Below are 13,688 nucleotides of genomic sequence, written 5' to 3' on the forward strand. Positions count from 1 at the left end.
CATTATGACAAGAGTAGTAATAACAGGACTAGGGGCTGTTACCCCTATCGGTAACGATGTTGCTAGTTTTCAAGCAGGTTTAAATTCACAAAAGATTGGTTTTGAACCAATTACTTATTTTGATGCAACTAGTACAGGAGTTACAGTTGCTGGACAGTTAGATGATTTTGATGCGTTACAGCATTTAACAAAAAAAGATACGAAGCGCATGGATGCTTTTACCCAATATGCGGTTTATGCTAGCGATGAAGCCATGGCGCAAGCCCAAATCAATGCTGAGAATACTGATGCCGATCGTTTAGGCGTAATCTGGGGTTCTGGTATTGGCGGTTTAACGACAATTCAACAACAAGTGATCAAAATGCATGATAAGGGTGCGGATCGGGTTTCGCCAATGTTTGTGCCCACTGCGATTGCTAATATGGCAGCTGGTAATTTGTCTATGCGTTACCAGGCCCATAATATTAGTACGACAATTGTGACTGCTTGTGCTTCCAGTACGAATGCGATCGGTGAAGCTTACCGTCAAATTAAAGATGGACGTAGTGACGTTATGATTACTGGTGGTTCAGAAGCTTCCATTAATCAGATTGGGATTGCAGGTTTTGCGTCTTTGTCAACCTTGTCTAAGGCCACTGATCCGACCAAAGCTAGCCTACCATTTGACGAAAGTCGTTCAGGCTTTGTGATGGGCGAGGGTGCCGGAACGTTAATTTTGGAATCTTTAGAACATGCGCAAGCACGTGGTGCTGAAATTTTGGGTGAAATTGTTGGCTATGGAACAACATCTGATGCTTACCATATTACTTCTCCAGACCCGAAAGGTACCCAAGCGGCGCGGGCAATGAGTTTAGCTATGCAAGAAGCCCAAATCACGCCGCAACAAGTGGGCTATATTAATGCTCATGGCACGGGAACTAAAGGCAATGACTCGGCAGAATCAAAGGCTATTAATCAAGTTTTTGGTGCTGATAGTTCAGTTTTAGTCTCCAGTACGAAGAGTATGACTGGTCATTTATTGGGCGCTGCGGGTGCAGTCGAAGCAGTTGCCACAACCTTGGCATTACAATCTGGACAATTGCCAGTGAATGTTGGAATTATGAATCAAGATGCAGACTGTGATGTGAACCTAGTAACAACTAACAATAACCAACGGACAATTGATTATGCACTCAGCAACTCCTTTGGTTTTGGTGGTCATAATGCAGTTCTAGCAATGAAAAGGTGGCAAGCTTAAATGACTTTTGAAGAAATTCAAGCTCTCATGAAGCAAGTTAATCAAAGTAACATTAATGAATTAGATTTGGATTTTGATGGTGGACATTTGTATTTGAGCAAGCAAAGTCAAACTGCTCCAGCCACCGTAACTCCTAGTTCAGTAGTACCAGATAATCAAGCTACTGTGGTAGAAGATACAGCACAATTGCCGCAAATCAAGTCGCCTTTAGTTGGGATTGTTTATCTCCAATCTTCTCCTGACCAACCACAATTTAAAAAAGTTGGGGATCAAGTAGAAGTGGGCGATGTTGTTTGTGTCATTGAAGCAATGAAGATGATGACAGAAGTTAAGAGTGAGATTAAGGGAACTATTAGTGAAATCTTAGTTTCTGATGAAGAGGTTGTGGAATATGATCAACCCCTATTTACTGTCACACCCAATTAGGAGGGCTCAGAAGATTAATGGAAGCAAATGAAAATAAACAAAGTTTAGATGTTGTCCAAATTCAAGAAATTTTACCACATCGTTACCCAATGTTATTAGTCGATCGAGTACTAGATTATCAACCTGGTCAATATGCAATTGGTCGCAAGAATGTTTCTGTCAATGAAAGTTATTTCCAGGGACATTTTCCGGGTAACCCCGTGATGCCTGGAGCTTTAATCTTGGAAGCTTTGGCACAAACAGGGGCAATTGCTTTATTAACGATGCCTGAATTTAAAGGCAAGACCGCTTATTTCGGTGGTGTTAAGAAAGTTAAATTCCGGCAAATGGTACGTCCCGGCGATAGTTTACGTTTGGAAGTTAAATTAGATAAATTACGTGGAAATATTGGTATTGGTAAAGCGACTGCTTATGTTGATGACCAAATTGCTTGTTCTGGTGAATTAACATTTGCCGTACAGTAGGTGAGAGTTGAAATGTTGGAAAAAGTTTTAATTGCCAACCGTGGGGAAATTGCTGTGCGGATTATTCGCGCTTTACGCGAATTAAATATTACCTCAGTAGCAGTTTATTCAACGGCTGATAAAAATGCACAACATGTGAAAGAAGCCGATGAAGCAGTTTGCATTGGTGGCCCACAACCAGCTGATTCCTATTTGAATATGCAAAACATTGTGAGTGCGGCTTTATTAACAGGAGCGCAAGCAATCCACCCAGGTTATGGCTTTTTATCCGAAAGTCCGGAATTTGCACAATTGTGTGAAGAATGTCAGTTGACTTTTATTGGTCCTAAGGCCAAAACCATTGCGTTGATGGGTAATAAGGCTAATGCGCGGATTACCATGCAACAAAATGAGGTGCCGGTTATTCCGGGTAGTGAAGGTTTTGTCGCTAATGCGCAAGAAGCATTAGCAATTGCCCAAAAAGTCGGTTATCCAGTCATGCTCAAAGCCGCTGCTGGTGGTGGCGGTAAAGGAATTCGTAAAGTTTTTAAACCAGAAGAATTAAGTGATTCTTTTGTGCAAGCGCAAGAAGAAGCAAAGTTATCTTTTGGTGATGACCGCATGTATTTGGAAAAGATTATCTCTCCTGCTAAGCATATTGAAGTTCAGATTATGGCTGATCAAGCAGGGCACGTGGTGGCCTTGCCTGAACGAGACTGTTCCTTACAACGACGGCAACAAAAAGTTTTGGAAGAAACGCCTTGCGTAGAGATTAATGAGCAAGAACGGCAACATTTGCAGCAGTTAGCCATTCGCGCAGTCAAAGCAATTGACTATCAAAATGTAGGGACGATTGAATTTTTAATGGATCCGCAACATCATTTTTATTTCATGGAAATGAATACGCGGATTCAGGTAGAACATTCTATTACTGAAGAAGTAGCGCAAGTTGATTTGGTGCAAGAGCAATTAAAAATTGCTGCAGGCGCTGATTTGTCCATGACGCAAGCGGATGTGCAGATCCATGGTGCAGCTATCGAAGCGAGAATTAATGCGGAAGATCCGAAAAAGAATTTTCAACCGCAGGCTGGTCAGATTAAGCAAATGTCCTGGCCCGGTGGGCTAGGGGTTCGCGTTGAAAGTGGCGTGAACAGTGGTGATCAGATATCACCATTTTATGATTCAATGATTATTAAGATTATTGCTTTTGGTTCACAGCGCCCGGTCGTTTTGCGCCGTTTGATTAATTCATTGCGAGAATTCAAAATTGATGGTGTCACGACGAACGATGATTTCTTGATTCAATTATTACAACAAGAGGAAGTTCGCCAAGGTCATTATTTGACCACATATATTGATCAAAAGTTTTTACCGCAATATATGGCACAATCCTCAAAGGGGGCTAGTGACGATGAGTGAAAATCATTTTGCGCCTCATCCGATTCAAGCCTTAAATAGTTATTATCATAATGTTCCACAAGGAATTTTTCGTTATTGTCCTCATTGTGGCAGTAAGTTTTATTTTCGGCGGGCCGGTAAATTTCAAGTTTGTCCGGAATGTGGTTATGGTTTTCGGGTGAATGCTCGCCAACGCTTGAAGATGTTAACGAAAGATTTTCAAGAATGGGATGCTGAGTTAGCCACGACTGATCCTTTAAAGTTTCCAGATTATCAAGAGAAATTGCATAAGGCTCAGACGAAGACAAAATTGTTGGATTCAGTTTTAACTGGACAAGCCAAGTTGGCTCAACATGATGTGGCTTTAGGAATTATGGATCCTAACTTCATTATGGGAAGTTTAGGAACAGCTACTGGTGAAAAAATTACCCGTTTATTTGAGCAAGCAACAGAACGAAAATTACCAGTTGTTATGTTCACTGCTTCTGGTGGTGCTCGGATGCAAGAAGGAATTCATTCCTTAATGCAGATGGCGAAAATCTCGCAAGCAATTAATGAACATCGCCAAGCTGGATTATTGTATGTGGCAGTGATCATGGATCCTACTACCGGAGGCGTAACAGCTAGCTTTGCCTCACAGGCTGATATTACGCTAGCAGAACCCCAAGCGTTGTTAGGTTTTGCTGGGCGGCGCGTCATTGAGCAAACCATCAATAAGAAATTGCCTTCAGATTTTCAAAGTGTAGAAAACGCTTATCAGCATGGTTTTATTGATGAAATTGTGGCGCGACCACAACAACTACAGAAATTAGATCAAATCTTGACAATTTTTGCTGGTCAAAAGTGGAAGGGAGCTGCGCAAAGTGAGTAAACAAGTTAGTACGATCATGGAAGGTGCGCGAAGTGATAGGAAAGCTGACTTGCAACCGCTGATTGATCAATTATTTACGGACTTTTTTGCTGTACATGGCGATCAAGTGGATAGTGATGATCCGGCGATTATTGCCGGCTTTGCTAAGCTCAAGCAACGGACGGTGGCGGTAGTAGCCACGAATAAAGGTCAGGAATTAGAGGAACGCCTAGCCACTCATTTTGGTAGTCCAACCCCGCAAGGTTATCGGAAAGCTTTACGCGTAATGAAATTAGCGCAAAAAATGGGTGCACCAATTGTCACGTTGATTAATACTCCAGGTGCTTATCCGGGTGAAGAGGCTGAAGTGAAAGGTCAAGGCCAAATATTGGCTAAGAGCATCAGTGAAATGTTGCAACTGCAAGTTCCCATTTTAACTATTATTATTGGCGAAGCAGGTTCGGGTGGCGCGTTAGCTTTGGCCTGTTCTGATCAAGTGTGGATGCTAGAACACAGTATGTATACTGTTCTTTCGCCAGAAGGCTTTGCTTCTATTATGTGGAAAGATTCCAAGCTGGCTAATAAAGCAGCGGAAATGATGCATATTGAACCCGCTTGGTTGAAACAAAATCAAATTATTGAACAAGTTTTACCCGAGACGGTTTTAGATGAGCAAGCCAAACAATTACAGACCTTGATTGATCAACAATTGGCTCAATTCGATCAGTTAAGTTTGTCTGATTTATTGCAACAGCGCAAAGAACGATTTCGTAAATTTTAATAAAATGTCTGATTAAGCGCAGCCAGCACCTATTTTGTTGGTTGCGCTTAATTTGTTTAAAAATTTAGTTGATAAAATTTGGTAATTCTTCATAATTATCCTTTAAGATAAAACTATAATTATCAATTAATATAACTGAAATTGAAAGGATGATTTTGATGCAATATTGTCCCAACTGTGGTGCCAAAATCAAAGCTAATGCCAAAAAATGTCCGACCTGTGGTTATCAATTAGTGGCGAAGCCGCAAAGAGCGCACGCTGATGCTGATGGTAGAGATCAAACTTATTCGCGGGCACAGCGTTATCATCAATCTTCGACTAATTCTATGGTCAGTTTTTTGCTCTGGCTCAAGAATAATCCCATTATGGATGTTTTAGCCGTTATTTTTGTTATTTTGACTTATGTTTATATCGGTAAATGGTTGAGCTTAGTGGTCGCACTGGGATTGATTGCGGCCGGTTATTGGCACGCTAATCGGCGGCAAACTAATCTGGATCAAAAAATCCGGAATGCTTTTCGCCGCAAACAGCCGGCAACTTCTGCGGCTATTAAACGGCGTCCAATGATCAAAGCGCGCGCTGATCACTATCAACAACCGAATTTTACCAAACCCTTACAACCACAAACTCAAGCGGGAGTAACAGAAGTGTCAACGGTTGCGCCAACAACCAAGTCAAAAAATCAGCGCTCGTGGCTGTTATTAATTATTGCAGGTATTTTATTGAGTAGCAGCTACTGGCCAAACTTTTTTAGTAATAACTTTTTTGGCAGCAATGTGGTGACTAATTTCTCTTTAGCGCAGACTATTAAACAAGCACTTAACTTGTTAAATTATTACTTACATTTTCAAATTAATCCGGATCTAGGATTATGGATTATTGCTGCCGGACCATTATTGATTATCTTGGGCGCCTTGATGCCGAATCATTTTGGGAAAAAGTTAATTAAGTGGGGTAATGTTTGGAACTTACTGTGGTATTTTGGTGGTTGGTTAATCTTACATGTGAGTTTGAGCTTTGCCGCTAAAAGTGGTGTCATGCAACCACTAAGTCTCGGTGCTAGTGGCAAATCAGCTTTAACATTGAGTATTTTATTATTAATTTTAACAATTTGGGATTGGCATCAATTCAAACAGAGTAATGTGCGGCAATAAGCGTTTCTTAAGATATGGTATGATATGGTTAAGTTTGGGAGATATAAGTTAACTTGTGAGGCGATAATTGTTGAAAATTTTAGTGGTAGACGATGACCAAGATATTGTGGAACTGCTCAGCATTTATTTAAAAAATGAAGGCTATCAACCAGTTGTTGCTAATTCTGGTGTACAAGCGCTCGATCAATTAAAAGCTAATCCGGATATTGCACTCTTAATATTAGACATTATGATGCCCGGCATGTCAGGAATTGAAGTGATTAAAAAATTACGTAAGGATTCACAAATTCCCATTATTGTAGTTTCTGCCAAAACTAGTGATTTGGATAAAATCCAAGGACTAATTACGGGTGCTGATGACTATGTGGTTAAACCCTTTAATCCGTTAGAGGTGATGGCCCGGGTGAAATCTTTGTTGCGCCGGACCCATGCTCAAGGTCACGAAATTTTACCAGATAAATTAGAAATTGGACCAATTACCATCGATAAAAGCTCCCACGAAGTCGTGACCAATGCGGGAGTGAAAGTGCAACTCACAGCATTGGAATTTGGCATTTTATATTTACTAGCCAGTCATCCTAATCGCGTCTTTTCTGCAGATGAGATCTTTGAGCGTGTCTGGAAGCAAGAAAGTGTGATTTCTGCCAAAACAGTGATGGTTCATGTGAGTCATTTGCGTGATAAATTAGAAGAAGCAACTAATGGTGAACAAGTCATCGAAACCGTTTGGGGTGTTGGCTACAAAGTGGAGGCTTAAACATGAAGGCAATGCTATCCCGTCGGTGGGTAGTTTATATAACGACCATTATTTTCGTATTGGCCGTCGGCGGTGAACTCAAATGGGCCACGATGATTAATCAAACGCCCCAGTTATGGTGGCTGATAGGATTGTTAGATGGGTTAATAATAATTCTTTTAGCCTATCAATATTTGTATCAACGCCAATTACATCGTACACAGTATTATCTGCAACATTTGGCGCGTGGCGAAGCGACTAGTGCTGATGGCATTACTATTTTGGAACTACAACAATTAATTCAGCAAATGGATAAAGTGATGCAAACCGCCAGTGAATCCATGAAAAATCAAGTGGCTGCGGAACAAAGTAAAGACGAATTGATTACTAATGTGAGTCATGATTTACGGACGCCATTGACGTCAATTATTGGCTTTTTAGGTTTAATTGAACAAAATCCGCAAACGTCAACGGCCGATGTGCAAAAATACGTGCATATTGCTTATCAAAAATCGTTACAATTACGTTCGTTAGTGAATGATTTATTTGAATATGTTCGTGCTAATAACTCGAACACTAAATTAAATATTCAAACATTCGATATGATTCAAATGCTGGAACAGATTGATGCAGATTTTGAATTAGAAGCTAAAAAACAGCATATTCAAATGGAAGTGGTCAGTGATGTTCCGCAGTTAATCATGCAAGCTGATAGTCAAAAGCTTGGGCGAGTTTTTAATAATTTAGTAATTAATGCCATCAAGTATGGTCAAGGTGCCGATCATATTTGGTTGTGCGCTAAAGAACAACAAGATCACGTAATTTTACAGGTGATTAATAATGGCCAAGCGATTGCTCCAGAAAATCAGCAACACTTGTTTGATCGTTTTTATCGTGTCGATCAGTCTCGTTCGAGTAAAACGGGGGGGACAGGCTTAGGGTTGGCCATTGCCAAAAGCTTGGTGCAAATGCAACATGGACAGATTACAGTCCACTCTGATGCACAACAAACTTGTTTTCAGATTGACTTACCGAAAAATTTAACCAGTGAAGGAGATAAATCATGACTTTGATTTTAAATGGTTGTACTTTATTATTGCAGGAACATAAGTTGCTAAAACAGGCTGATATTGTGTTTGACAATGAAATTACCGCCGTAACTTACGATTCACGGCAGGCACAAAAGGATGGTATGTTCTTTTGCAAAGGAACACATTTTAAAGAAAGTTATTTAAAGCAGGCTCAGGCTAATGGAGCAACAACTTATGTTTCTGAAGTAGCATATCCAGATATCAAGGGCATGAATGCCTTAATTGTAACCGACGTGCAGAAAGCGATGGCGTTATTAGGGGCGGCTTTTTATGGTTACCCACAGAATGATCTGTTTATTATTGCTTTTACAGGAACTAAAGGGAAAACGACTTCGGCCTACTTTACACGTGGAATTTTGCAAAATTATTCGAATCAAAAGACCGCCTTATTTTCGACGATTGATCGGATTTTAGGACCGAAGCCCAGTCAGAAATTTAAGTCCAATTTAACTACTCCAGAATCACTGGATTTATTTCATGATATGCGTGAAGCTGTAGATAGTGGGATGACGCATTTGGTGATGGAAGTTTCATCACAGGCTTATAAGCGTAACCGTGTTTATGGTTTAACATATGATGTTGGCTTCTTTTTAAACATCTCACCTGATCATATTGGTCCCAATGAACATCCCGATTTTGCCGATTATCTTCATTGCAAATTACAGCTCTTAGTAAATTCAAAGAGTTGTGTGATTAATGGAGATACTGACTATTTTGACGAAGTATATTTAGCAGCTAAAGCGACAACTCCTAGTTCTAAACTGTATGTTTTTTCACGCCAAGGTGGCAATGAACAAGTGGCGGACTTTGTTTATCAGAGTAAAGAGAGTACATTGGCAGAAAGTGAATTTACGATCAGGGCTCAAAGTGCTAAAGCTCAGCAACTGAATATTGCTGGTGATTATCAATTAAGTTTGATCGGTGACTTTAATGAAGCCAATGCGACTGCCGCAATTATTGGTGCTGGGATTGCGGGGGCCCCTTATGAATTGGCGCAAACATCTATTATGGATGTGCATATTCCGGGGCGGATGGAATCAATTAAAACCAAGCAACACGGCACGATTTACGTTGACTATGCGCATAATTACGCTAGCATGTCGGCATTGTTACATTTTTTAAAAACGGAAAATCCACAATCCAAAATTATCGTGGTAGTTGGTAGTACAGGCGACAAGGGCGTTTCACGGCGTTCGGGCTTTGCTAAAGCTCTAAGTAAATACGCTAATCAGGCGTATTTAACGACTGATGATCCGGGATTTGAAGATCCTCAAGCTATTTGTGAAGAAATCAATCAGTTAATTGATCATACGAAAGTGCAAGTGGCAATTATTCTAGATCGTCAGCAGGCGATTCAAGCGGCGATTACTACTAGTCAACCGCAAGATATTGTCGTGTTAGCTGGTAAAGGTGAAGATAAGTACCAAAAAATTCGTGGTGTGAATGTGGATTATCCCAATGACTTAAATGTGGCACAACAGATAGTTCAGGAAATTGAGGGATAGCGATGAAAGACTTTTTTACAATTATTGGCGGCATGGGCACGGCAGCCACGGAAAGTTTTGTGCGTCTGTTAAATGCAAGAACCCCTGCAATTAAGGATCAAGAATATTTAAATTATTTATTAGTCAATCATGCTAGTATTCCTGATCGAACCGATTATATTTTGGATCATCAAAAACCGAATTTTTATCCCGATTTGTTAGAAGATATTCAACAACAATCACTCTTACAGCCCGCTTTTATGGTTATTATTTGCAATACTGCGCATTATTTCTATGAACAATTACAACAAGAGACGTCAATTCCATTATTGCATATGCCCCGGAGTGCTGTTAGCTATTTGAAACAGCACTATCCCCGAGCGCAAAAAGTGGGATTAATTGCCACGAAAGGTACTTTAGCGGATCAAGTCTATCAACAAGAATTACAACAACAGGGATTAGATTATACGTTGGGTGATGAACAGCTGCAGGCGGATGTGATGACTTTGATCTATGATTGTATCAAAGAACAAGGGATAGTTGATGCACAGTTATATCATCAGATTCTCAAGCGAATGGTGCATGATTTTGGAGCCGACGTGGTTATTTTAGGTTGTACAGAACTTTCTTTGGCCCAAGAGAAAGCACCGCAACATAATTATTCAGTAGTTGATGCGCAAAGTATTATGGTTGATACTTGTGTCAATTTAGGTCAAAGGCTACAGCAAGGCTTACCCGTAATGATTCAAGCTGGAGTAGCGCAGTCCTAAACTGAAAATTATTTTATATTAGAATTGCATTATTGCTTTGATAATGTATAATTAATAATCTAAATTGTGAAAAGCTTATTTAGCTTAGCGCTAAATCAAAATTCACAGTTGAGTAAATCATTTAGAATTTTGAGGTTAATTGAAGTAATGAATAATTCAGAACCAAATAAATCCTTATTGAAACGCAATCAAAAAGTTTCGATGCAATCACAGCACCAAATGGGAAGTCATCGTTTTTTGAAGAGCATTTTGCTCTTTTTAATTATGGCTATTTTTATCGTCGGGGCTTACGGCTTTCGGATTTACTCGCAAGCTAGTAATGCTTTAGGCAATGCTTATCGGCCGAGTACCGCAATTCGACCTTCCAAAACGATCGCGCAAAAAAAGCCAGTTACTATTCTATTGTTAGGAGTAGATACAGGCGATGAAGGACGCACTGATCGTGGTAATTCAGATACTATGATTTTGGCAACGATCAATCCACAAACTAAAAAAACAGTGTTAATGAGTATTCCACGGGATACTTTATCGGAAATTTATGGGATAAAAAGCGGCCAGCATGTGATTCAGAAAATTAATTCCGCTTATAATTTAGGAGAGTCTGAGGCAGCGATGAAAACTGTGCAAAAATTAGTTAATATCAAGATTGATAATTATATTACTTTGGACTTTCATTCACTGCCTAAAATAGTAGACGCAGTCGGTGGAGTTGAAGTAGATGCACCGTTTGCGTTCAGTTACGATGGCAGTAGTTTTCATAAAGGTAAGCAAGTCATTAACGGCAAACAAAGTCTGTCTTACGCACGAATGCGTTACGACGATCCGCAAGGCGATTATGGTCGGCAAATGCGACAACGTCAGGTTATTATGGCAATTGTCAAAAAAGCAACTTCTCTAAGTACGTTACCTAATCTTCAAAAAGTGTTGAATAGCATTTCTAATTCGATGAGTACTAATCTATCATTGGATGATATTACTGCGTTAATTCAATATTATCGAGGAGCGTCTAAAAACATGGACTCTGATCATTTGCAAGGGCACGGCACCCTAATTGACGGAATTTCTTATGAAGTAGCGCCAACTAAAGAATTACAGCGCGTATCGGATAAATTAAGAACCAGTGTTGGCCAAGATAAAGAAAAGATTAATAACGTCGAGACACGACAAAATAAAATGAATGTGACGAAAAATGGTTTTGATTTTAAGGAAAAAGTAAATCAAAATTATGTAATTTATGGCGAAAATGTTAATAGTAATTACTTGATTGATAACTAAAAAGCAATTTATTTTAAAAATAAATTGCTTTTTTTATATCATGAAAAAGCAGTCATACCAAGGGATAGAGCAATAAGTAGCAAAAAAGAATAAAAAAAGATGGGCAAAGGGGTTGCAAAAGGGTAAAAAAGTTGATAATATATTTTCTGTTGTCAATGAGTCATGCGCGTCACTGTTAAGCAAATAAAAAAAACAGTTGACAAGCTCATGATAAGATGATAAACTAAATAAGCCGCTTAATCAAGTGGTAATCAACAAAAAGTTAAGTAGATCTTTGAAAACTGAACAAAGTTTCTTTAAAAGCCAAGTGCTGGGTTCTTGAAAAAGAACCTGTCAATTTAAAAGTAATAAAGAAGACAAAGAACGTTAGAGTTCTAAGTCTGAGTCAACAAACTAACAAAAAATGAGAGTTTGATCCTGGCTCAGGACGAACGCTGGCGGCGTGCCTAATACATGCAAGTCGAGCGAGCAGAAGTAACGGAATACCTTCGGGTAGGAAGATATGGACGCGAGCGGCGGATGGGTGAGTAACACGTAGGTAACCTGCCCTTTAGCGGGGGATAACAATTGGAAACAGTTGCTAATACCGCATAAAGTGCTTAATCACATGATTAAGGAATGAAAGACGGTTTCGGCTGTCACTAAAGGATGGACCTGCGGCGTATTAGCTAGTTGGTGAGGTAAAGGCCCACCAAGGCGATGATACGTAGCCGACCTGAGAGGGTAATCGGCCACATTGGGACTGAGACACGGCCCAAACTCCTACGGGAGGCAGCAGTAGGGAATCTTCCACAATGGACGAAAGTCTGATGGAGCAACGCCGCGTGGATGAAGAAGGTTTTCGGATCGTAAAATCCTGTTGTTGAAGAAGAACGTGCTTGAGAGTAACTGCTCAAGTAGTGACGGTATTCAACCAGAAAGTCACGGCTAACTACGTGCCAGCAGCCGCGGTAATACGTAGGTGGCAAGCGTTGTCCGGATTTATTGGGCGTAAAGGGAGCGCAGGCGGTTTGAAAAGTCTGAATGTGAAAGCCCTCAGCTTAACTGAGGAAGTGCATCGGAAACTGTCAAACTTGAGTGCAGAAGAGGAGAGTGGAACTCCATGTGTAGCGGTGAAATGCGTAGATATATGGAAGAACACCAGTGGCGAAGGCGGCTCTCTGGTCTGTAACTGACGCTGAGGCTCGAAAGCATGGGTAGCGAACAGGATTAGATACCCTGGTAGTCCATGCCGTAAACGATGAGTGCTAAGTGTTGGGAGGTTTCCGCCTCTCAGTGCTGCAGCTAACGCATTAAGCACTCCGCCTGGGGAGTACGACCGCAAGGTTGAAACTCAAAGGAATTGACGGGGGCCCGCACAAGCGGTGGAGCATGTGGTTTAATTCGAAGCAACGCGAAGAACCTTACCAGGTCTTGACATCTCCTGAAAGCTGTAGAGATACAGGGTTCCCTTCGGGGACAGGAAGACAGGTGGTGCATGGTTGTCGTCAGCTCGTGTCGTGAGATGTTGGGTTAAGTCCCGCAACGAGCGCAACCCTTGTTACTAGTTGCCAGCATTAAGTTGGGCACTCTAGTGAGACTGCCGGTGACAAACCGGAGGAAGGTGGGGACGACGTCAAATCATCATGCCCCTTATGACCTGGGCTACACACGTGCTACAATGGATGGTACAACGAGAAGCGAACTCGTGAGGGCAAGCAGAACTCTAAAAACCATTCTCAGTTCGGATTGCAGGCTGCAACTCGCCTGTATGAAGTTGGAATCGCTAGTAATCGTGGATCAGCATGCCACGGTGAATACGTTCTCGGGCCTTGTACACACCGCCCGTCACACCATGAGAGTTTGTAATACCCAAAGCCGGTGGGGTAACCCTTCGGGGAGCTAGCCGTCTAAGGTAGGACAAATGATTAGGGTGAAGTCGTAACAAGGTAGCCGTAGGAGAACCTGCGGCTGGATCACCTCCTTTCTAAGGAAAAATAAACGGAAAGCAGTTGGCAAGAAACTTTGTTTAGTTTTGAGAGGTCTACTCTCAAACATTAGTAC

The 13,688-nt window shown here is 40.9% G+C and carries 12 protein-coding genes and 1 rRNA gene; all 13 read left to right on the forward strand.

Annotated features, from left to right (window positions below):
• Window positions 1–4: 4 nt before the first annotated feature.
• The 13 genes from fabF to AC3B5B_RS04375 all read left to right on the forward strand — a co-directional run bounded on the left by fabF (window position 5) and on the right by AC3B5B_RS04375 (window position 13,611).
• On the forward strand, window positions 5–1,237 hold the full coding sequence (fabF, locus tag AC3B5B_RS04315) for a beta-ketoacyl-ACP synthase II (RefSeq protein ID WP_489769403.1): 1,233 nt from the start codon (window positions 5–7) through the stop codon (window positions 1,235–1,237).
• Entirely contained in the window at window positions 1,238–1,663 is a 426-nt protein-coding gene (locus AC3B5B_RS04320; protein WP_489756818.1) for an acetyl-CoA carboxylase biotin carboxyl carrier protein, read from the forward strand.
• 17 nt (window positions 1,664–1,680) lie between these two features.
• A complete protein-coding gene (gene fabZ / locus AC3B5B_RS04325) occupies window positions 1,681–2,127 on the forward strand; it encodes a 3-hydroxyacyl-ACP dehydratase FabZ (protein WP_489756817.1) in 447 nt (148 codons plus the stop codon).
• Between the two features lie 12 nt (window positions 2,128–2,139).
• Entirely contained in the window at window positions 2,140–3,525 is a 1,386-nt protein-coding gene (locus tag AC3B5B_RS04330) for an acetyl-CoA carboxylase biotin carboxylase subunit (protein WP_489756816.1), read from the forward strand.
• Complete coding sequence (locus AC3B5B_RS04335) at window positions 3,518–4,375, forward strand: acetyl-CoA carboxylase carboxyltransferase subunit beta (RefSeq protein ID WP_489756815.1); 858 nt, start codon at window positions 3,518–3,520, stop codon at window positions 4,373–4,375. The genes AC3B5B_RS04330 and AC3B5B_RS04335 overlap by 8 nt, the downstream gene beginning before the upstream one ends.
• Window positions 4,376–4,391: 16 nt before the next feature.
• Complete coding sequence (gene accA, locus AC3B5B_RS04340; RefSeq protein WP_489757691.1) at window positions 4,392–5,135, forward strand: carboxyltransferase subunit alpha; 744 nt, start codon at window positions 4,392–4,394, stop codon at window positions 5,133–5,135.
• 158 nt (window positions 5,136–5,293) lie between these two features.
• Entirely contained in the window at window positions 5,294–6,289 is a 996-nt protein-coding gene (locus AC3B5B_RS04345; RefSeq protein WP_489769404.1) for a zinc ribbon domain-containing protein, read from the forward strand.
• Between the two features lie 70 nt (window positions 6,290–6,359).
• Window positions 6,360–7,046, forward strand: coding sequence for a response regulator transcription factor (locus AC3B5B_RS04350; protein ID WP_489769849.1), 687 nt, complete (start codon window positions 6,360–6,362; stop codon window positions 7,044–7,046).
• Window positions 7,047–7,048: 2 nt separating this feature from the next.
• Complete coding sequence (locus AC3B5B_RS04355) at window positions 7,049–8,092, forward strand: sensor histidine kinase (protein WP_489769405.1); 1,044 nt, start codon at window positions 7,049–7,051, stop codon at window positions 8,090–8,092.
• Window positions 8,089–9,621 carry a UDP-N-acetylmuramoyl-L-alanyl-D-glutamate--2,6-diaminopimelate ligase gene (locus tag AC3B5B_RS04360; protein WP_489756812.1) on the forward strand — a complete coding sequence of 511 codons (1,533 nt, stop codon included), beginning with the start codon at window positions 8,089–8,091 and terminating at the stop codon, window positions 9,619–9,621. Before AC3B5B_RS04355 ends, AC3B5B_RS04360 begins: the two co-directional genes overlap by 4 nt.
• A 2-nt stretch (window positions 9,622–9,623) precedes the next feature.
• Window positions 9,624–10,370 (forward strand): aspartate/glutamate racemase family protein, encoded by a 747-nt coding sequence (locus AC3B5B_RS04365; RefSeq protein ID WP_489769406.1) that lies wholly within the window; start codon window positions 9,624–9,626, stop codon window positions 10,368–10,370.
• 147 nt (window positions 10,371–10,517) lie between these two features.
• On the forward strand, window positions 10,518–11,645 hold the full coding sequence (locus AC3B5B_RS04370; RefSeq protein WP_489769407.1) for an LCP family protein: 1,128 nt from the start codon (window positions 10,518–10,520) through the stop codon (window positions 11,643–11,645).
• A gap of 399 nt (window positions 11,646–12,044) precedes the next feature.
• A 16S ribosomal RNA gene (locus AC3B5B_RS04375) occupies window positions 12,045–13,611 on the forward strand.
• The last annotated feature ends 77 nt before the right edge of the window (window positions 13,612–13,688 follow it).

The sequence above is a fragment of the Bombilactobacillus sp. ESL1187 genome (genome assembly GCF_058107155.1).